This is a genomic window from Streptomyces bathyalis (assembly GCF_015910445.1).
Lineage (GTDB): Bacteria > Actinomycetota > Actinomycetes > Streptomycetales > Streptomycetaceae > Streptomyces > Streptomyces bathyalis.
Genome location: NZ_CP048882.1, coordinates 5,253,373 through 5,273,865 on the forward strand (window position 1 = coordinate 5,253,373; position 20,493 = coordinate 5,273,865).

The window sequence follows — 20,493 nt, forward strand, 5'->3', positions numbered from 1 at the left end:
CTGCGGGTTGGTGCCTTGGGCCGGTCGCCGCGTTCGCGAACGTCCGCACTGCCGAAGGGGCCGGCGCACCGGACGGATCGGGTCCGCGGCCCGGCCGGTGCCTCAATCGGTGACGGGCGTGACCTTGGCAAGGCGCGCCAGCGGACCCGACACGGAGATCCGCGCGATGGACGGGTCGATGAGCCGGTGCAGTACGAGCCCGTCGATCGCTGCGCCCAGCAGCAGTGCGGTGGCCTCCGCGTCGTCCCCGGAGCCCCCGGCGCCACCCGAACCGCCCGTCAGCGCCGTGGAGTTGGAGGCGCGCAGCCACCCGGCGACGCCCGTGCGCCACTCGGTCATCAGCTCCGCGAGCTGCGTGCGCAGCCGCTCCAGCCTGGTCGACGCCAGCAGCATCTCGCTGAAGAGCACCGTCGTCGGATCCGTCCCTGTGTACTCCGACACTGCCTCCAGCACCTGGGCCACGCCCTGCGAGGGGTCGTCGGCCTGGGAGATCGCCTCGGTCGCCCGGGCCATCTCACGCCTCGCCGAAGCCATCGCGGCCTCGATCAGCAGATCGGTGACGCTGGAGAAGTGGTAGTGCACCAGCCCCGGCCGCAGCCCGGCGCGGTCCGCCACCCGTCGTGTGGTCACGGCGCCCCAGCCGTCCTCGACGATCAGCTGCGCCGCCGCGTCGAGCAGCCGCTGCCGGGTCTCGTGACCGCGTTCCGCGGATGTCGGTGTCATTTCGCTCCACTCGTTCTCGGACGGGTCGGTTCTTGGACGGGTCGGTTCTTGGACGGGTGTGTTCTCGGAGGGACAAGCCCTCACCGCCCGGCGCGGGACGGACAGGGCAACGTGGACCGGCCGAACCACTTGGGCAATCGACTTGGTCGGACGTCCAATCTCGCTCTCACAGTACGCTCTCGGACGGCTGAGGAGAACCCGGTCCGTCGAGGGAGCCGGAGCGGGGCGGCCAGCGACCGGCCGCCGACGGCACCCGCGTGGCCGAGCACCGCCCCGCCGCCGGGGGCATCCTGGAGCCGACGGATGACGACGGGACGGCGCCGACGGGGAGTGCGTCCGGAGTGACGGAGACGGAGATCCGCACATTCGCGGAGTCGGACCGCACAGAGCTGCGGCAGCTGTTCCGCAAGGCCGGCGAGGGCGGCCCGACGGCTTCCCTGTGGGGGCACGAGGAGTCGGAGGCGGAGATCTACCTGCGGGCCTACATGGATCTGGAACCGGAGTCGCTGTTCGTCGCGGTCGTGGACGGAGCGCTGGTCGGCTATCTGGCAGGGAGCCTCGACCACTCGAAGTTCCCCAGCGAGAGCGAACGCATCGCGACGGCCATCAGGAAGTACCGGCTTGCCCTCAGGCCGCGGCCCGCGGCATTTCTCGTCCGCAGCGCGCTCGACCTGGGCCTGGCAGCCGTGCGGCGTGAGCCGACAGCGTCGGACTTCGCCGACGAACGGTGGCCGGCGCACCTGCACATCAACGTCGTCGCGGCGGCGCGCGGGACGGGCGCCTCCGACGGGCTCATGAACGCCTGGCTCAGGCGGCTCAGAGACAGCGGTTCACCCGGGTGTCACCTGCTGACGCTGGCCGAGAACACCCGGGCGGTGCGGTTCTTCGAACGCATGGGTTTCACCAAGTACGGCGCCACGCCGCTCGTTCCGGGCATCCGCCATGCAGGGAAGCGGGTCCACCAGCAGACGATGGTCTGGAGCCCGTAGTCGCGGCCGCACGGCCCCCGTGGCGCGTACCTCAGCCGATGGCGGCGGTGGGCCCGAAGTTGCGCCTCACCTCGCGGATCTCGGCGGCGTTCGGATACGAGTTGGTGCAGGCAGCCCCCGGGGACTTGCCCGACATCACGCTGGAGCACGGTCCGGGCTGCTTGTCCTCCAGCCCGAGTATGTGGCCGAACTCGTGAGCCACGACGCGTATCGCGTCGTGGCCCTGGGCGAGGGCCCTGCGGCCGATGGTGACGGTGCCCTTTCCGAGGCCGGGTCCCTCGGGGTCGGCGCCCGGCCAGCCCTTCGAGACGACGATGCGGATGTCCGCCTCTGTGCCGGCGCCCGCGGGCTGCAGATTCACCTCGCTGACACTGTCGTTCCACGAGTCGGCGGCCGCGCGGATCGCTGCTCCGAACCCCTCTCCGGCGCCCGCGTCGTAGGTCAGGGTCACGGCGTCCCCGCGGCCCGCGCCGGAGCCGCCCGCTCCTGCGCCCCGCACGGGCAGAGGGATGGCTCCGGTCACGTCGTTCTCCGGCCACTCCCGGTCGGCGGCGGGTCCGCCCTCCGGCCCCGGCCCGCCCGGACCGGCCGACTCGCCGACCTCCGACGTCCCGCGCGAGCCGGAGCCCCGTGAGGGGATCTCGCCCGATCCGCGGCCCGAGTCCCCGGTCGAGTCGTTCGTGGCGGAGACCTTCGTCTCGTCCACTTGTGACGCCGCGTCGGATTCCGGACCCCCGCAGGCTGTTGCCGCGAACAGGGTCAGGGGCACACAGGCCGCCGCCCATCTGTGGAGTCGGATACGCATCGTGCATCTCCCTGCGTGGTGATGAGGTCCGTTCGACGGGGTGCCTCCCCGGGCTCCGTCCGGGGGGCGCCCTCTGCGGGCGTAGGAATGGTGCCCGATGTCGGGCGTCCGCGCAGACGTTTCCTACTCACGCGTAAGGAATTGGGTGCCGTTCCTCGTCACATGGGTGATGTGCATGACATGTCAGGCGCCTTGAACTTACCGTGAGTCACACCTGCCGGCGAGCGTGACCACCTGCCGTTCACGGTCCTGACCTGCGAGGCCCCGGCGACATCGGTGCGCGGACGGAGACCGGCCGGGCGGAATCGCTCAGTGACGGCTGGCGGGGCGCCGTCCCGGCGGCTGCTTCGGCTCGGGGCGCTGCTTCACCCGCGCCACCTTGCGCGTGCAGGGCTGCCCGCTCTGCACCGTGAAGCGTTCGCCGTAGTGGCAGATCTCCATGGGCGTACCTTCGACGAGCGTGTACGTGGCCGTGGAGTCGCTCATCTCGACCCGCAGCCGCCGCCCCAGCATCTGGACGGTGAAGGCGAGACGGGACAGCCGCTCCGGCAGCTTCGGCGCGAACTCCAGGGTGCCGGAGGCGTGCCGCATGCCCCCGAAGCCCGCGACCAGCGCCGTCCAGGTACCGGCGAGGGACGCGATGTGCAGGCCGTCGCGTGTGTTGTTCTCCAGGTCGAACAGGTCCATCAGGGCGGCCTCGCCCAAGTAGTCGTAGGCCAGGCGCAGATGGCCGACCTCGGCCGCCATGACGGCCTGCCAGCACGCGGAGAGCGACGAGTCCCGCACGGTCAGCTGCTCGTAGTACTCGAAGTTGCGGGCCTTCTGCTCGTCGTCGAACTCCTCCCCGTGGCGGCACATGGCCAGCACCAGGTCGGCCTGCTTGACGACTTGCTTCCGGTACAGATCGAAGTAGGGGAAGTGCAGCATCAGCGGGTACTCGTCGGGCCCCGTGTTCGCGAAGTCCCAGATCTGGTGCCCGGTGAAGTCGGCCGACTGCTCGTGCACGCCGAGGTCCTCGTTGTACGGGAGGACGATGGCGTCGGCCGCGTCCCTCCAGGCAGCGGTCTCCTCGAGGTCGACCTTGAACGCGCGGGCCTGGTCGGGGTGGCGGTCGACGGCGTTCGCGGCCTCCCGCAGGTTCGCCCGTGCCATGAGGTTCGTGTAGATGTTGTCGTCCGCGACGGCGCTGTACTCGTCCGGGCCTGTGACCCCGTCGAAGTGGAAGCCGCCCTGGTGGTCGTGGTGGCCGAGCGAGTGCCACAGCCGGGCCGTCTCCACGAGGATCGGGACTCCCGTGTCGCGCTCGAACTCGTCGTCGCCCGTGGCGGCGACGTACCGCACCACCGCGTCGGCGATGTCGGCGTTCACGTGGAAGGCGGCGGTGCCCGCGGGCCAGTACGCCGAGCACTCCGAACCGTCGATCGTCCGCCAGGGGAACGCGGCGCCGCGCAGGCCGAGTTGCTGCGCCCGGGCCCGCGCGGCGGGCAGCGTGTCGTACCGCCAGCGCAGCGCCTCGGCGACGGACTGGGGCGAGGTGTAGGTCAGCAGCGCCAGCACGAAGGTCTCGGTGTCCCAGAAGGAGTGGCCGTCGTAGCCGGAGCCGGTGAGGCCCTTGGCCGGGATGGCGCGCTGCTCGGCGCGCGCACCGGCCTGCAGGACGTGGAAGAGGCCGAAGCGCACGGCCTGCTGGATCTCCGCGTCGCCGTCGACCTCGACGTCGGAGCGCGCCCAGAAGTCGTCGAGGTAGGAGGCCTGCTGGTCGACCAGCCCGTCCCAGCCCGTGCTGCGTGCCCCGGCGAGTGCGGCGTCGACCTGGTCGCGCACCGCGGGCAGGGACCGCACGCTGGACCAGCCGTACGAGACCATCTTCTCCAGCCGCAGCGGCACGCCCGGCTGAAGCAGCGAAGTGACCGTGAGGCGGCTGACGTTCGGGCCGCTCTCACTCGAAGTGCGCGTGGATTCGGGGCCGTTCACGACGTGGTCGGCGGCGGCGGCGACGCGCAGCCCGCTGCGGCGGGTGCTGTGCACCAGACGCAGCCGGTTCCCGGAGGCCAGGTGCTCCTCGGGCTCCAGCGGCGATTCGAGGGCGGCCGCGGCACGCGGATCGCCGGGGAGATGGGGGAGCTGCTCGTTGGCGACGAGTTCCGACTGGATCACCACGCGGACCTGGTCGTCCAGCGGTTCCACCTCGAAGGCGACGGCGGCGATGGCGCGCTGCGTGAAGGAGACCAGTCGCGTGGAGCGCACCCGCACGGTGCTTCCGGCCGGCGAGGTCCACTCGCACGTGCGGTGGAGCAGCCCGGTGCGCAGGTCCAGGACGCGCTCGTGGGAGCGCAGCCGCCCGTAACGCACATCGAAGGGCTCGTCGTCGACGAGCAGACGGACGATCTTGCCGTTGGTGACGTTGATGACGGTCTGGCCCGACTCCGGGTAGCCGTAGCCCGCCTCGGCATAGGGGAGCGGGCGCAGCTCGTGGACGCCGTTGAGGTAGGAGCCGGGCAGGCCGTGCGGTTCGCCCTCGTCGAGGTTGCCGCGCCAGCCGACGTGGCCGTTGGAGAGCGCGAAGACGGATTCGCTCTGCGGCAGCACGTCCAGGTTCAGCCCGGTCTCGCGCAGCGTCCAGGGCTCACAGGCGTACGCACGCTGGGTGATCACGCGGAATCCTCCTGCCCGTCGTGGTCGGCGAGGCCGGCGAGGCCGGCGAGGTCCGTCACGACGACGTCAGCGCCGTGCCGGCGCAGCTCCTCCGCCTGTCCGACGCGGTCCACGCCGACGACGTACCCGAAGCGTCCGTCGCGGCCGGCCTCCATACCGGCCAGGGCGTCCTCGAAGACGGCACATCCGCCGGCTTCCACACCGAGGTCGTGGGCCGCGGCGAGGAAGGTGTCGGGTGCGGGCTTGCCGGGCAGCCCGCGCTCGTCGGCGACGATGCCGTCGATCCGTACCTCGAACAGCTCCTCGATGCCGACGGCGACGAGAACGTCGCGGCAGTTCTTGCTGGAGGAGACGACGGCGGTGTGCAGGCCGGCGTCCCGCACCGCCTTCACGTAGCGGACCGAGCCGGGGTAGGCCCGGACGCCCTCCTTGTGGATCTTCTCCAGCAGCAGGTCGTTCTTGCAGTTGCCCAGGCCCTGCACGCTCTCCCGGCCCGGGGGATCGTCGGGCCGGCCCTCGGGCAGCTCGATGCCGCGGGAGGCGAGGAAGGTGCGCACGCCGTCGGTGCGCGGCCGTCCGTCGACGTACTTGTCGTAGTCGCCGGGGCTGAAGGGGCGGAAATCCTTCCCCTCCCGGCCGCGCAGGAAGTCGTCGAACATCTCCTTCCAGGCGGCCGCGTGCACCACGGCAGTACTGGTGAGCACGCCATCCAGATCGAACAGGCAGGCGCGTACGGACGGTGGCAGACCAAGGGGCATCACCGGCACCGGGTCCCCCGTCGCGGGCCCGGCATGCCTCTTACGACCGCCCGGGGCACGGGCCCGCCGTCCCGCCGCGGTTCATGCCCCTGCGGGCCCCGCTGGCCGGGGCCGGCCCCGGCTCAGCCCAGCAGCTCGATCTCCGACAGCGCCGCGGAGCCCCCGGCGGGCACGAGCCTGTAGTGCCGGAACGCGCCGGGGCGGGCGACATCGAAGACGCGGGTCTGCCTGTCCCAGGTGAAGGACTCGCCGCGTCGGCGGTCCACCGCCTTCCACTTCTCGCCGTCCTCGGAGCCCTCCAGCACCCAACCCTTCGGGGAGTCGGCGCTGTCCGCCGAGGTCAGCGTGTAGGACTTCACCTGCTCGTCCCGGGAGCCCGGCTTCACCTCCATCGCGGCCTCGGAGAAGACGGCCCTGGTGGCGGAGGTGTCGTCCAGCAGCGGCTTGCCCTTCGCCGGCACGGTCACGTCCCCGGGTGGCGAGGGCACCTTGTCGTCCTTGGTGATGGAGGACGGCGCGTTCTTCTCGCCGGTGCCCCACCGGGACGGCTTCGGGCCCATGTCGAACTCCAGGGTGCCGCCGCGGGCCAGCAGCTTGTGCGGCAGCGAAGTGGAGTGCCACGCCTTGCCGTTGACGCGCAGCCCCTGCACGTAGATGTTGCGCTCGCTGTTGCGGGGCGCCTTCACCACCAGCTCGCGGCCGCCCTCGAGGTGGACGGTCGCCTTGGTGAACAGCGGGGAGCCGACGGCGTATTCGGGCGATCCCATGACCAGCGGGTAGAAGCCGAGCGCGCTGAAGACGTACCACGCCGACATCTCGCCGTTGTCCTCGTCCCCGGGGTAGCCCTGGCCGATCTCGCTGCCCAGGTAGAGGCGGGAGAGCACGTCGCGGACCTTCTCCTGGGCTTTCCAGGGCTGCCCTGCCGCGTCGTAGGTGTAGGCGATGTGGTGCGAGGGCTGGTTGCTGTGCCCGTACATCCCCATGCGCACGTCGCGGGCCTCGGTCATCTCGTGTATGACGTCGCCGTAGGAGCCCGCGAACTCCTTCGACGCGGTCTCGGGCGTGGAGAAGTACTTGTCGAGCTTCTTCGCCAGGCCCGCCCGCCCGCCGTACAGGTTCGCCAGGCCCCGGGTGTCCTGGGGCGCGGTGAAGGCGAAGCTCCACGCATTGGTCTCGGTGTAGTCGTGTCCCCACACGCGCGGGTCGAACTCCCCTGGCGGCAGGCGCCAGTTGCCGTCGCCGTCCTTGCCCTGGAAGAAGCCGATCCGGTCGTCGAAGTGCTTGACGTAGTTGCGGGCGCGGCCGAGGAAGTACTCCGACTCTGCCTTGTAGCGGGCCTTGTGGGTCTTGCGGTACAGGGCCTTGCCCATGCGGGCGATGCCGAAGTCGTTGAGATAGCCCTCCAGCGCCCAGGACATGCCCTCGCCCGTCGCGGTGCTGGTGTAGCCGAGGAAGGGCGAGGTGGCCATGCCCTTGCGCCCCACTCCGGAACGAGGCGGTGCGACCGTGGCGTTCTTGACCGCCGCGCCGTACGCGGCCTCCGCGTCGAACTTCACGCCCTTGCCGTAGGCGTCGGCGAAGGCGACGTCCGAACTGGTGCCGGTCATCAGGTCCGCGTAACCCGGCGAGGACCAACGCGAAATCCAGCCGCCGTCCTTGTACTGCTGGACGAAGCCGTCGGCCATCCGTCCCGCCCGCTTCGGCGTGAGGAAGGAGTAGGCGGGCCAGGTCGTCCGATAGGTGTCCCAGAAGCCGTTGTTGACGTACACGTCCCCGTCGACGATCTTCGAGCCAGTGTGCGTGGGGGTGTCCTCACCCGTGGGCTCGGCGAACGGGCTGGCGTAGCGCTTGCGCGAACCGACCTGCTCCGCACCCGAGTTGGGGTACAGGTACAGGCGGTACAGGCTGGAGTAGAGCGTCGTGAGCCGGTCGCGGCTCGCTCCTTCGACCTCGATGCGGCCGAGCAGGTCGTCCCACTTGCCCTGCGCGCGCCGCCGCACCTCGCCGAAGGACGTGTCCGCAGGGATCTCGCGTTCCAGGTTGGCCTTCGCCTGGTCCACGCTGATGAGGGACGTGGCGATGCGCATCGTGACCGTACGGTCCGAGCCCGCCTTGAAGCGCAGATAGCCGGTGACGTCCTTGCCGCCACCGCCCTCCAGCCGGCCACCGCCCGTGACCGACGAGTCGAAGCGCGCGTAGACGAACATGCGGCCGGCGCCGACCGACAGCTTGCTCTTGACGTCGGAGAAGCCGGTGACGGTGCCCTTGTCCTCGTCGAGGGTGAGACCGCCGCGGTTGTCGACGTTGTCGAAGATGAGGTTCGCGTCGTCACCGGGGAAGGTGAAGCGCATCATCGCGGCGTGGTCGGTCGGGGTGATCTGCGTGCGCAGCCCGCTGTCGGAGGTGACGCCGTAATAGTGCGGCCTGGCCGTCTCGTTGGCGTGATGGAAGGGCAGCGCACGGGCCTTGCGGGACGCGTCGGGCTTGCCGGACGCGGCCGACGGCATCACCTGGAAGGTCTGCCGGTCCCCCATCCACGGGCTGGGTTCGTGACTGGCGCTGAAGGCCTGCAGGGTGGGCAGGTTGTCGTCGTTGTTCTTGCGCGCGTACTCGTAGAGCCAGTCCGTGGAGCCCGCATCGGTCACCGGGGTCCAGAAGTTGAAGCCGCCGGGGAGCGCCGTGGCGGGGAAGGTGTTGCCGCGGGAGAAGTCGCCGCTGGAGTGTGTCCCCCGAGTGGTCTGCGCGTAGTCGGAGAGGTGCGCCAGGCGCTTCTCCGGTGCCTTCGTCGCGATCGAGACGTCGTCCACCCAGCCGCGGAAGGAACTGGCGCCCTTGGGGGAGTCGTAGGCGACGAGGATCCGGTCGACGGTCTTGCCCGCAGCGACGGCGCCGATCCGCGATTCCCTGTTGTTCCACTGGTTCGCGTACATCGTCTTCGCGGACGCCTGGCCCTGAGGCGTCAGCGCGGTGCCGTGCTGGTCCCTCGCGCCCAGATCGCTCAGATAGGTGCCGTCGGTGAAGGCGAGGTCGAGGGAGGCGTGCGTGGCCTGGTAGTCGAGGTCGGTCTTCGGCAGCTCCGGGAAGATCTTGTAGGAGAGCGAAGTGCGGGCCTCGACACGGACGTCGACGTCGAAGACGCGGTTGTAGGAGTAGCCCTGGCCGCTCGCCGTGTGCTCGCCCGCGTAGCGCAAGGAGTGCTTGCCGCTGAAGCCCGCGCCGCTCTTCGAGGTGGGGCTCTTCTCAGGGCCGGTGCCGGTGCGGCTGCTCATGCCGGGCGTGCCGGGAGCGGAGTCGCGGTGGACGCCGCGGGTCTTCTTCTCACCGTCGGGCGTGGTCTCGATGCTGTCCTTCCAGTCGGGCGCGGGATCGTCCGGTTCGAAGGAGGAGCTGAACGAGCCTCCGGGGCTGCCGGGTGCGTGCGGCTGCCTGGGCGGGCTGGCCGAGGCGGCGCCCTGCCCCGTCATCACCAGCAGCGCCGTCACCACCAGGGCGGCGCAGGCTCTGCCGGGCCCGCCGGATCTGCCGGTTCTCCGGGATCTCGTCCGTCTGCCGGGGCCGCCTCGTCCGCTGCGTGCCTGACTCTGACGCACGTGACCGCTCCCCGGGAAATCGTTGACATCGTTGTCCGCTGGTGACGCAGAGAACCAGTAATGTCCGTGCGCTCGGTGATGTCAAGGGTGCGCTTGGTCACGGTTGATGCCTGGCTGACGGCCAATGGCTGGAATTCGAATGGCTGGAATCCGGACGGCCCGGCCGGAAGGCTGCACGGCAGGGCCGTCCGGAAGTTCAGAGCCAGCCGCGCTTGCTCGCGATGCACGCGGCGTCGAAGCGGTTCCTGCCGCCCAGCTTCTTGATCGCGCTGGAAGTCACATTCCTCACGGTGCCGGGGGAGAGGAACAGTTCCGCGGCAATTTCCCTTACCGGGGCTCCGCCCGCGGTGAGCCGGAGTACTTCTTTTTCTCTGGTGCTGAGTGATCTGCCGCCGCACGCAGGTTGGCGGATAAGAGCCGTGTCGATCGGGCCGCCGGCATGCTGGGAGGGTCCGCCACCAGGATTGGCAGGGGTGCCGTTATTGCTCGCCACGAGTCCCCGTATTGCGTTCACCAGTTGCGGCAGGGCCGCGTCGTCCGGTACGACGCTCAGTAATCCCGGGGCCGCCGCCTCCTGTCTCTTGGCGGGGGAGCCCGGTGTGCTGCCGATGACTGCGATCCGGCACCGCGGGACGGCCGCCCGCAATTCATCTGTCAGGCAACGTCCGTTGCGCGCCGTGGTGTTGGTGCCCAGCACGGTCACTGTGGGAAGTTTCCGCAGAACGGCGGGAACTATTTCCTCGCGGTTGTTCACTGTCGCCACGACTTCGAAATCCTGGACAAGATTGAGTGTCGTCGCGATGGCTTCCGAGTAAAGACGTCTCTCGTCGCCGATCACAATACGAGTCTGCATTTCGACAAAGCCCCCGCTTCGGCTTCACAGGTCGTGCCCCAACGGCCGTAGAGTTCCATGCGCGAACCGCCGTGGTCAATGGTCTCCGAGTCTATCAACTGCCCGAGTGGGGCGTGCTTCTGCACGTATGACCGTTTTGGAAAAGACATTTTGAGGCGTGCTTGAGGTTTCACTTGTCAATACCACTGAAACCTGTGAAAGCAGATGAAGCCCGCATTGTGAAGATCGAAGAAACGGGAAGGGCCGCAGACCCTCATTCCCCGCGAGAGTGCCCTCAATCCGATTCGGGCAGGGCGGGTCCCGGGGCAGTTCGGTTCAAGCCCCGCCGCGGCCCTCGTGGCGCCTCGGGCCCCGGTGCGGCGCCGGAGCAGGCGCCGGTCCGGGAGAGGGCGCGACCCTCGCGCGGGCATGCGGCATCCCCGCGGCACCGGGGCGGGCGACGGTTCGGGGGCCCCGGTGCGACGGGGATGAAGGAGCCGGTGCGGCAGTGAACTGTCAGCGCACCGTGGCCTCATGGCCGGATCCGGCCGTGGACTCCCCCTCGGCGCTGCGGGATCCCTGCTCCTGCGACGGCTTCTGCCTGCGCAGGAACAGGAAGAGCACGGGCACCATGTAGAGCACCCACACACACGCCTGGACGACGGTCGGATCAGGCTGGAAGTTGACGGTGCCCTTCAGCAGGATGCCGTACCAACTGTCCACAGGAACCGCGGAGCTGACGTCGAACGCCTTGTTCTCCAGACCGCCGAGGAACCGCGCCTCCTGGAGGTCGTGCACCCCGTAGGCGAGGACGCCGGCGGCCACGACGATGAGCAGCCCGCCCGTCCACGTGAAGAACCGGGCCAGGTTGATCCTCAGGGCTCCCCGGTAGAACAGCCAGCCCATCACGATCGCGGTGAGGATGCCCAACAGCGCACCCACCAGGGGCCGTACCCCGTCGTCGGCGGCGTCCACCGACCTCCACACGAAGAGGGACGTCTCGATGCCCTCGCGGCCGACGGCCAGGAACGCCGTCACCACCAGCGCGCCGCTGCCCATGGCGAGAGCCGCGTCGAGCCGGCCCTCGAGCTCGGCCTTCAGATGGCGGGCGGTTCGCCGCATCCAGAAGACCATCCACGTCACCAGGGCCACCGCGGCGATGGACAGCGAGCCGCCGATCGCCTCCTGGGCGGTGAACGTCAGCTCCTGCGTGCCGAATTGGAGCCCCGCGCCGAACGCCAGGCTCACTCCGACGGCGAGGCCCACGCCGGCCCAGACGGGCGCCAGCTTGGCACGGTTGTCCGTCTTCACGAGGTACGCGACGAGGATGCACACGACGAGGCTGGCCTCCAGCCCCTCGCGCAGGCCGATCAAGTAGTTGCCGAACACGGCGTGTTCCTTCCGGGTACGAGGTCAGGAGAAGAGCTGCCGGGCCCACCAGTCGCCGGAGTCGCGGACACCGGGCGGCACCGCGAACACCGCCGAACCCACGTGCTGGATGTACTCGTTGAGTTCCGTGTCGTCGCGGGCGAGGTGCCGCTGCAGCGGAATGAAGCCCTCGCGCACGTCCCGCTGGTAGGCGAGGAAGAACAGTCCCGCCTCCAGACGCCCCAGCCCGTCCGTGCCGTCGGTGAAGTTGTAGCCGCGGCGCAGGATGCGGATGCCGTCGTTGGTCTCCGGATGCGCCAGCCTCACGTGCGAGACGGGGGCCATCGCCGACAGCTTCACCGGGTCGCGTTCGCGGCGGCGGCCCGCCGGAGCGCCCTCGCCCTTGCTGCGGCCGATGATCATCTCCTGCTCGGCCAGCGGAGTACGGTCCCAGATCTCGATGTTCATGCGGATGCGGCGCGCCACGAGATAGGAGCCGCCCGCCATCCACTCGGTGCCGTCCTTCTTCCCCGCCCACACATGACGCTTCAGCGCCGCGGCGTCGTCGCCGGAGATGTTGCGGGTGCCGTCCTTGAAGCCGAAGAGATTGCGCGGCGTCTGGGCGGAGGGCGTCGTGGAGGAGGTCTTGCCGAAGCCGAGCTGCGACCAGCGCACGGACACCTTGCCGAAGCCGATGCGCGCCAGATTGCGGATGGCGTGCACCGCGACCTGGGGGTCGTCCGCACAGGCCTGAACGCACAGGTCGCCGTCGCTGCGCTTCTCGTCCAGGGCGTCGCCGGGGAAGTGAGGCAGGTCGGGCATGGCGGCCGGCCGCCGCTTCTTGATGCCGAAGCGGTCCTCGCCCTTGTCGTTCTCGAAGAGGGACGGGCCGATGCCGAAGGTGAGCGTGAGCCGGGACGGCTTGAGCCCCAGGGCCTCGCCGGTGTCGTCGGGCGGCGCCTCGGCCGGGCCGCCGACGGCTCCCGTGCCGACGGTGTCGCCCGCCGTCATGCGTGCCGCGGCACGCGTCCACTTCTGGAGCAGGTCCATCAGCGCGGCACGGTCGTCCGTGAGGACGTCGAAGGCGGCGAAGTGCAGCCGGTCCTGTACGGGGGTGGCGATGCCGGCCTGGTGCTCGCCGTGGAAGGGCACGGCAGCGGCGGAGTCCGCGGCGACGGACTCGGCGTCGCTCCCGTACTCCAGTGCCGCGGTCATGCCTCCCGCCGTGGCCGCACCGAGGGCCAGGCCCGCGCCGCCCCAGCCGAGGAGCGCGCGGCGCCCCGGGTGGTGGTGTGCCTTGCGCGGCTCCTCGCCGCCGGAGGCCGCCGCACCGCCGGAGGCCGCCGCACCGCCGGGCCGTTCCCCGGAGTCCGGTGCGGCTTTGTCGTCCCCGGAGCCCGGTCCGGGCTTCCCGTCCTCGGAGTGTTCCGTTTCCGCTGTCACTGTCTTCCCCTCACGACGCGACGGCGGCGGCGAGCCGCGAGAGCGGTTCGGCGAGTGCGTTCACGCCGTCCGAGAGCTTCTTGCGCTCGCTCTTGCCGACCTTGTCGTACGAGACGAACCCGTCGCCCTCGCGGTGCTCGTCCAGCAGCTTCCCGATGGCGGCGAACTGCTTGTCCAGGTCCTTCGCCAGCTGCGGGTCCTTCTTGGCGGCCACCGGCTTCAGCAGTTCGTACGCCTTCTCGGCGCCGTCGACGTTGGCCTGGAAGTCGACCAGGTCCGTGTGGCTGTAGCGCTCCTCCTCACCGGTGACCTTGCCGGTGGCCACCTCGTCGAGGAGCTCCTTGGCGCCGTTGGCCATGCTGGTGGGGGTGATCTCGGCCTTGCCGACGCGGTCCCGCCACTCCTTCAGGTCCTTCATCAGACGGCCGGCGAGCTTCTTGTCGTCCGCCGAGATCTTCTTCTTCTCCCAGAGGGACCTCTCGAGCTTGTGCCAGCCCGTCCACTTCTGGCCCTCCTCCAGGCCGTCCTCGCGCACGTCGACCTTCGGGTCGATGTCGCCGAAGGACTCCGCGACGGGCTCGGTGCGCTCCCAGCCCACACGGGAGACCGCGTACTCCTTCTTGGCCGCCTCGACGTCCCCGTCCTCGACCGCGTCCGCGAACTTCTGCGCGGCGGGAATCGTTTCGTCGGCCTGCTTCTGCACGTAGGTGCGGTACGAGGCGACGGCGGCGTCCAGCTTCGGATCGCGCTCGGCCGCCGCTCCCTTGCCGCTGGCGGTGACCTTCTGGCGGATGCCGTCGCCCTTCATGCCGGGCTTGCAGGCGATCTCGTACTTGCCCGCCTTGACCTCGGTGGTGATCTCGGCCTTGGTGCCGGGGCCGATGTTCTCCCGCTCGGTGACGATGCGGTCGCCGGGGGCGTAGACGTAGACCTCGGTGACCTTGGAGCCCTTGTTCTCCACGTGCAGCTTCAGGTTCCCGGCGGGGAACTCGTCGTCCGAGACCTTGCATGCCGAGTCGTCCGCGGTGACCCGCACCCCGCCGTCCCCGCCGGCCTTCGACTTCTCCGCGCAGCCGGTCAGAGCTGCGGCAGCCAGCAGAGGAACGGCCGCTCCGGCTATGAGAGTTCGGCTTCGGATGGAGGCGGACATGTGGGCTCCCTGTGGGCTGACGGATCGGTCGGGCGGTGGTCACGGTGCACTACAAGGCGCCATTTAAGCAAGGCTTACCTAAGTCGGGAAGATAACAGGGGGCGGCGCGAAGGCGCGGGCGGGGATCGTACGTGGAACGGACCCCGCGGAATGGCGGGCCGGGGGCACCTGGGCTCTAGTGAGGAGGAGTCCGTGCAGAGGAGGCCCGATGAGGAACGGCGTCAGAGGGGCGACCGTCGCGGCCGCCGCGTCGCTGCTCATCCTGGGCAGCGGCTGCGGCAACGGAGGTGACGGCGGTTCAGGAGCCTCCGAATCGCCGAGCGAGCACGCAGAGAGCTCCGCGAACGCCAAGACGGTGAACGCCCGTTCGGACGGCGGCCTCGGGACGTACCTGACCGGTGGTCAGAACAAGACCCTCTATCTCTTCGAGAAGGACAAGAGCCCCGAGTCGACGTGCTCGGGCGCCTGCGCGCAGGCGTGGCCGCCGATGATCGTCAAGGGCCGGCCGGTCGCGGGGGAGGGCGGCGTGGAGAAGGACCTCCTCGGCACGTCCGAGCGCCGCGACGGCAAGACGCAGGTCACCTACAAGGACCGCCCGCTGTACTACTACCAGGGCGACCAGAAGGCGGGGCAGACCAACGGCCAGGGGCTCGATCAGTTCGGGGCCAAGTGGTACGTGCTCGGCACCGACGGAAAGGCCGTCAAGAAAAAGGCCAAGGACGGCGGTGGTGGCGGCGGCTACTGACCACAGGCGCCCCGCGCGCGCCTCGCACCGTTTCCTGCGGGCCCTCGCCAGAGTGCTGGCCGCGGCCGGTCTCGCCGTGAACGCCTATGTGCACGCGCACCTCGCGCCCACGTTCGACGGAGTCGTCGCGTCCGTCAGCCAGGGCGACCTCTTCCGTCTCGAGGCCGCACTCGGAGCGCTGGCGGCGCTGCTGGTACTCGTGTGGCGGCGGCTGCCGGCGGACCTCTTCGCCTTCGTCGTGGCCGCCGGGGGGCTCGCCCTGCTGCTGATCTACCGGTACGTCGACGTGGGAGAGTTCGGCCCGTTCCCCGGCATGTACGACCCGTCGTGGAGTGTGGACAAGTCGGTCGCGCTCGTCTCCCAGGCGGTCGCCGTGATCGCCACGGCGCTGCTCATGCTCACCACGAAGCGCCGGCGCCGACCCGGTGCGCGGGACCGGGCCATGGATTCCGGCGGATTCACCTGATGATGTCCTCGATCATGATCGGCATCTTCCGGATGCGGCGGCCCGTGGCGTGGTGAATCGCGTTGGCGATCGCGGCGTTCGCTCCGACCTGCCCGATCTCGCCGACGCCCTTCACGCCGAGCGGATTGACGATCCGGTCCTCGACGTCGACGAGTTCGACCGTGACATCGGGCGCGTCGGCGTTCACCGGGACCAGATACTCGCCCAGGCTGTTGCAGACCCAGCGGCCCGTGGCGGGATCCATGCGGTTGAACTCCAGAAGCGCCTGGCCCAGGCTCCAGAGCATCCCGCCCATGAGCTGGCTGCGCACCGTGCGCGCGTTGAGCACACGGCCCGGCGCGAAGGCACCGGTCATGCGCCTCACCCGTACCAGGCCCAGCTCCGGATCGACGGCGACCTCCGCGAACTGGGCGCCGAAGGTGAGCATGGCGTACGGGGTGTCCATGCCCGGCGGGTTCCAGGTGCCCGAAGCCTCGGCGTCGGGGCGGAGATTGCGCCGCAGCAGGTCCGTGTACTGCTCGGAGGACGTGCCCGCGCTCATGGTCCCGTTCCGCACGACGACGCCTGCCGGGTCCGCGCCGTGCAGCGGTGAGCCGCTGTCCGCGACGGCCTCGCCGATGAGCTGCTCGCGCAGAGCCGTCGCTGCTGCGTGGACAGCGGCGCTGATCATCCCGGCGCCCGCGGAGCCGACGGCCGAGGCGATGCCGGGGAAGTCGGTGTCGCCCTTCTCGAAGCGGCAGCGCTCCACGGGGACTCCGAGGACGTCGGCGGCGACCTGCGCCATCACGGTCGCCACCCCGGTGCCGAACTCGGTGGTCGCGCCTTGCACCACGACGCTGCCGTCGGCGTAGATGCGCGCCCTGGCACGCTGCGGTGTACCGGGGGGCGGCGCCGGATAGCCGGCAGCGGCCATGCCCGTGCCGATCAGCCAGTTGCCCTCACGCCGGGAGCCCGGTGCCGGGTCGCGGTCGTGCCAGCCGAAGCTCGCGGCCCCGCGCTGGTAACACTCCTTCAGGCCGTTGCTCGACCACGGGTTGCCCGAGACCGGGTCCGCGTCGGCGAAGTTGCGCAGCCGCAGCTCGATCGGGTCGAGGCCGGTCTTCTCGGCGAGCTCGTCCATCGCGCACTCGAGGGCGAACATGCCGGTGGAGTCGCCGGGACCGCGCATGAAGGTGGGGGTCATGGTGTTGGCGCGGATGAGCCGGTAGACGCCCTCGTAGTTGGGACAGGCGTACATCTGTGCCGCCGAGTTGAGGGACGGCTCGGCCCAGTCGTCGAAGTGCGAGGTGGGGGAGAGCTTGTGATGACGCAGCGCGGTCAGCCGGCCGTCGTTCGTCGCCCCGAGGGTGATGTGCTGCTCCTGCTCCTCGCGGTGGCCGCAGGCGGTGAACATCTGCTCGCGCGTGAGGGCCAGCTTGACGGGACGGCCCACTTCCCGTGCGGCCAGCGCAGCGAGCGCGGGGTGGTGCCAGATCATGGCCTTCGAGCCGAAGCTGCCGCCGACGAACTGGCTGAGAACCCGGATCTTCGAGAGCGGGATCCCGAGGAGCGCGGCCACCGTGAGCTGGGTGGCGTTGACGCCCTGGGTGCCGTCGTACAGGAGCAGCTCGTCGCCGTCCCAGATCGCCGTGGTGCCCGAAGCCTCCAGCGGATTGTGGCTGTTGGCGGCGTAGTCGAACGTCGCCTCCACCACGATGTCCGCCTTCTCGATCCCCTCCTCGATGTCGCCCCGCGCGCTGCGGCCGGGAAGGAAGCCGCCGAAGATCTTCTCGGCCTCGTACGCCTGGTCCCGGCCCTGCTCGATGGTGGTGAGCGGCTCGGACGCCTCGTACCCGACGCGCAGCAGCGACGCCGCGTGCTGGGCGCGTTCGTGGGTGTCGGCCACGACGAGGGCGATGGGCTGGCCCCCGTAGTGCACGATGTCGTCCTGCATCGGGAAGAACGTCTCGCCGGGTGCCGGGCCGCCGAAGAGGGAGGGCACCAGGGGAGGCTGGGTGGCGATCCGCGGCAGGTTCTCGTGCGTGAGCACCGCGAGGACACCGGGCTCCTCCCGGGCGTCCGAGGCGTCGACCGACCTGACGCGGCCGCTGGCGATGCGTGCCCCGACCAGGCAGGCGTGAGCCATGCCGGTGGCCGGGATCTCGGTCGAGTAGCGCGCCGAGCCGGTGACCTTCTGGCGGCCGTCGACCCGTTCGAGCGGTGCTCCGATCGCCGTGGTCATGAGGTTCTCCCGTTCGCCGTGAGGGTTTCCAGGACGCGTACGATCACGCGCTGCGCGAGCTCGGTCTTGAAGGCGTTGTGGGCGGTGGTCCGGGCGTCGGCCAGCTCCACGCGTGCCGCCTCGGCGAAGCTGTCCCTGCCGGCGGGCGCCCCGAGCAGGACGCCTTCGGCGCGGTGGGCGCGCCAGGGCTTGGTCGCCACGCCGCCCAGTGCCAGGCGTACGTCCGCGATCGTGCCGTCCACGAGGGACAGCGCGCAGGCGGCGGAGACCAGCGCGAACTCGTAGCTCTCGCGGTCGCGGACCTTCAGATACACCGAGCGGCGGCCGATCGGCGCGGAAGGCACCTCGATCGCGGTGATCAGCTCGCCGTGCTCCAGGGGGTGTTCACGGTGCGGGGTGTGTCCCGGCGTCAGGAAGAAGTCGTCGATGCCGTATGCCTGTTCACCGCCGGTGCCCTGGGTGTGCACGCGTGCGTCGAGGGCGGCGAGTGCCACCGCCACGTCGGACGGGTGGGTGGCGATGCACTGGTCGCTGGTGCCGAGCACCGCGTGGCCGCGGCTGAAGCCCTCGATGGCGGAGCATCCGGTGCCGGGTTCGCGCCTGTTGCAGGGCGAGACGGCGTCGCGGTAGTAGGGACAGCGCACCCGCTGCAGCAGGTTGCCGCCCATGGAGGCCATGTTGCGCAGCTGCGGCGACGCTCCCGCCTCCAGCGCCTCGGCGATGACCGGATACCTCTCCCGTACGAGGGGGGAGGCGGCCACCTCGCTCATGCGGGCGAGAGCGCCGATGCGCAGCCCGCCGTCGGGCGCCTCCTCGATTCCGGTGAACGGCAGGTCGTTGATGTCGACGAGCCGGCGGGGTGTGAGCACGTTCTGCCGGAGGAGGTCGACCTCGGTGGTGCCGCCGGCGAGGAAGTCACTCGTGGGGTCGGTGCTGACGGCCGTGATCGCGCCGGCGGCGTCGGCGGCGCGGGAGTAGGTGATGAGCCGCACGGGACGTACTCCGTTTCTCGGGTCTCAGGACTCGTCGCGGACGGCGCGGACCGCGGCCCGGATGTGGGGGTAGGCGGCGCAGCGGCAGAGGTTGCCGCTCATCCATTCCTTGATCTCGTCGTCGCCGGTGTGGCCCTCGGCGGTCAGTGCCACGGCGGACATGATCTGGCCGGAGGTGCAGTAGCCGCACTGGAAGGCGTCCTCGGCGATGAACGCCCTCTGCATGGGGTGCAGTTCACCGTTCGGTCCGGCCAGGCCCTCGATGGTGGTGACCTCGCGGCCCTCGCAGGAGAGCGCGAGAGTGAGGCACGCCAGCACGCGGCGTCCGTCCACCCATACGGTGCACGCGCCGCAGGCGCCCTGGTCGCAGCCCTTCTTGGAGCCCGTCATGTCGAGGTGCTCGCGCAGCGCGTCGAGCAGGCTCACCCTCGGTTCGATCTCCAGGGGACGCTCGGCCCCGTTGACCGACAGCGTCACCGGCACCGGCCCGGGGCCGCGTTCTCCGAGACCCGGGCCGCGCTCGGTGATCGCGGGGCCGCGTACGGACATGTGCACCTCCGGGAGGGCTCTGACGAATATCACCGCGAAGGGCACATACTAGGTCAATATTGCTCAAATCAGACTGCGTTGCGGCCCGTGGGACGCACTCCGGTGGGACGCGCTACAGGGGAAGCCGGTGACAGGGACGAGCGACGGCGCGACGTCTCGGCGGAAGGCCGTGACGGTGGTCTTCACCTGGGAGGTCATTCCCGGGAAGCAGGCGGAGTTCGAGCACCCGCGGCCACGATGGTCTTTCCCCTCTTCCTCGCCCCGCTGCTCACCTACGCCGTGATGCCGGGGCTGAGCAGGGTGCTGCGGCGCTGGCTCTATCCGGGGTTCTGAACCGGGGCCGGGGCGCGGGCGCTCAGCCGCCCGTGAGCCGCTGGAGCTTCACGGCGGTGGCCCGCAGCAGTTCGAGGTGGGCGCGGGCCTGCTCGTCGTCGCAGCGGAACGCGGGCATCGAGACGGACATGGCGGCGACGGTCTCTCCGCCGGGGCCGAGCACCGGCACCGCCACGCACCGGCAGCCCTCGACGTACTCCTCGTGGTCCTCGGCGTATCCGGCCTCGCGGGCCGAGTTCAGGACGTCCATCAGCTCGTCGACGTCCGTCACGGTGCGGTCGGTGAGCCGGGGGAGTTCCGCCGCGGTCAGCCGGCGCCGGGCCTCCTCGGGTGAGAGGCCGGCCAGCAGCATCTTGCCCACGCCGGTGGCGTGCGCGTGCAGCCGGGAGCCGACGTGGGAGACGAGCTTCATCGGCCGGGGCGAGTGGGCGATGGCGATGTAGACGTTGTGGATGCCTTCCAGGCGCGCCAGTTGGACGGTCTCGCCGCTCTCCGTCGCCAGCTCCTCCATGAGCGGGCGGGCGTGCCGTTCGAGATCGCCGTGGCCGGAGTACGCCTGGCTGAGCCGCCAGGCGCTCAGGCCCAGGCCGTAGCGCCTCGTCTCCTCGTCGAACTCCAGGTAGTTGCGGGCGGCGAGTGTCGCCAGCAGGCCGTGCGCGCTGGAACGGGGAAGGCCGAGGCCGGATGTGACGTCGGTGAAGCGGACGGGGCCGCGGTCGGCGACGAGGTCGAGGATCGCCAGCACCCTGTCGGCGGATTTCACCCCGCTCGTCTGGTCGGCCATGGATTCCCCCTCGGGTCTTGACAGTGCGGGACGCCGTCACGTCACATGAAACTGTTCTTGGATGAGAACGGTAGTTCATGTAGAGGAACT

Annotated in this window: 16 protein-coding genes; 3 read left to right on the top strand and 13 right to left on the bottom strand. The window is 70.2% G+C overall.

All coding sequences use genetic code 11. The annotated features are described in order from the left end of the window. Positions 1–102 precede the first annotated feature (102 nt). Positions 103–723: a TetR/AcrR family transcriptional regulator gene (locus G4Z16_RS22840; RefSeq protein ID WP_197352551.1), complete on the bottom strand. Its 621-nt coding sequence runs from the start codon at positions 721–723 to the stop codon at positions 103–105. Positions 724–980: 257 nt separating this feature from the next. On the opposite strand from G4Z16_RS22840, the gene G4Z16_RS22845 reads away from it, so the two are divergent. Next, positions 981–1,712 (top strand): GNAT family N-acetyltransferase, encoded by a 732-nt coding sequence (locus G4Z16_RS22845; RefSeq protein WP_197352552.1) that lies wholly within the window; start codon positions 981–983, stop codon positions 1,710–1,712. 31 nt (positions 1,713–1,743) lie between these two features. Here G4Z16_RS22845 and G4Z16_RS22850 read toward each other — a convergent pair whose 3' ends face one another. The 8 genes from G4Z16_RS22850 to efeO form a co-directional block, all read right to left on the bottom strand. Then, complete coding sequence (locus G4Z16_RS22850; protein WP_197352553.1) at positions 1,744–2,517, bottom strand: snapalysin family zinc-dependent metalloprotease; 774 nt, start codon at positions 2,515–2,517, stop codon at positions 1,744–1,746. A 309-nt stretch (positions 2,518–2,826) separates the two neighbouring features. Then, positions 2,827–5,172 carry a glycoside hydrolase family 65 protein gene (locus tag G4Z16_RS22855; RefSeq protein ID WP_197352554.1) on the bottom strand — a complete coding sequence of 782 codons (2,346 nt, stop codon included), beginning with the start codon at positions 5,170–5,172 and terminating at the stop codon, positions 2,827–2,829. Beyond that, the gene (locus G4Z16_RS22860) at positions 5,169–5,933 is read right to left on the bottom strand and encodes an HAD family hydrolase (RefSeq protein WP_197354842.1); all 765 of its coding nucleotides are present in this window, start codon (positions 5,931–5,933) and stop codon (positions 5,169–5,171) included. Before G4Z16_RS22860 ends, G4Z16_RS22855 begins: the two co-directional genes overlap by 4 nt. 119 nt (positions 5,934–6,052) lie before the next feature. Further along, positions 6,053–9,394, bottom strand: a complete 3,342-nt coding sequence (locus tag G4Z16_RS22865) for a GH92 family glycosyl hydrolase (protein ID WP_197354843.1) — start codon at positions 9,392–9,394, stop codon at positions 6,053–6,055. A 322-nt stretch (positions 9,395–9,716) separates the two neighbouring features. Beyond that, entirely contained in the window at positions 9,717–10,358 is a 642-nt protein-coding gene (locus G4Z16_RS22870; protein ID WP_246531003.1) for a response regulator transcription factor, read from the bottom strand. Between the two features lie 510 nt (positions 10,359–10,868). After that, positions 10,869–11,741 (bottom strand): iron uptake transporter permease EfeU, encoded by an 873-nt coding sequence (efeU, locus tag G4Z16_RS22875; RefSeq protein WP_197352556.1) that lies wholly within the window; start codon positions 11,739–11,741, stop codon positions 10,869–10,871. Between the two features lie 24 nt (positions 11,742–11,765). After that, a complete protein-coding gene (gene efeB / locus G4Z16_RS22880; protein WP_197352557.1) occupies positions 11,766–13,163 on the bottom strand; it encodes an iron uptake transporter deferrochelatase/peroxidase subunit in 1,398 nt (465 codons plus the stop codon). Between the two features lie 10 nt (positions 13,164–13,173). Further along, the gene (gene efeO / locus G4Z16_RS22885; protein ID WP_197352558.1) at positions 13,174–14,313 is read right to left on the bottom strand and encodes an iron uptake system protein EfeO; all 1,140 of its coding nucleotides are present in this window, start codon (positions 14,311–14,313) and stop codon (positions 13,174–13,176) included. Between the two features lie 208 nt (positions 14,314–14,521). Between efeO and G4Z16_RS22890 the strand changes: the two genes are divergently transcribed. Further along, the gene (locus G4Z16_RS22890; protein ID WP_197352559.1) at positions 14,522–15,058 is read left to right on the top strand and encodes a COG4315 family predicted lipoprotein; all 537 of its coding nucleotides are present in this window, start codon (positions 14,522–14,524) and stop codon (positions 15,056–15,058) included. Beyond that, on the top strand, positions 15,042–15,524 hold the full coding sequence (locus G4Z16_RS22895; RefSeq protein ID WP_246531004.1) for a hypothetical protein: 483 nt from the start codon (positions 15,042–15,044) through the stop codon (positions 15,522–15,524). The genes G4Z16_RS22890 and G4Z16_RS22895 overlap by 17 nt, the downstream gene beginning before the upstream one ends. Here the strand turns inward: G4Z16_RS22895 and G4Z16_RS22900 are convergent. The 4 genes from G4Z16_RS22900 to G4Z16_RS22920 all read right to left on the bottom strand — a co-directional run bounded on the left by G4Z16_RS22900 (position 15,517) and on the right by G4Z16_RS22920 (position 20,403). Then, positions 15,517–17,745, bottom strand: a complete 2,229-nt coding sequence (locus G4Z16_RS22900) for a xanthine dehydrogenase family protein molybdopterin-binding subunit (protein ID WP_197352561.1) — start codon at positions 17,743–17,745, stop codon at positions 15,517–15,519. The two genes, G4Z16_RS22895 and G4Z16_RS22900, sit on opposite strands and share 8 nt — an antisense overlap. Continuing rightward, positions 17,742–18,737, bottom strand: coding sequence for an FAD binding domain-containing protein (locus tag G4Z16_RS22905; protein ID WP_197352562.1), 996 nt, complete (start codon positions 18,735–18,737; stop codon positions 17,742–17,744). The genes G4Z16_RS22900 and G4Z16_RS22905 overlap by 4 nt, the downstream gene beginning before the upstream one ends. 24 nt (positions 18,738–18,761) lie before the next feature. Further along, positions 18,762–19,286: a (2Fe-2S)-binding protein gene (locus tag G4Z16_RS22910; RefSeq protein WP_197352563.1), complete on the bottom strand. Its 525-nt coding sequence runs from the start codon at positions 19,284–19,286 to the stop codon at positions 18,762–18,764. 355 nt (positions 19,287–19,641) lie between these two features. Next, complete coding sequence (locus tag G4Z16_RS22920) at positions 19,642–20,403, bottom strand: IclR family transcriptional regulator (RefSeq protein ID WP_197352564.1); 762 nt, start codon at positions 20,401–20,403, stop codon at positions 19,642–19,644. Positions 20,404–20,493: the final 90 nt, after the last annotated feature.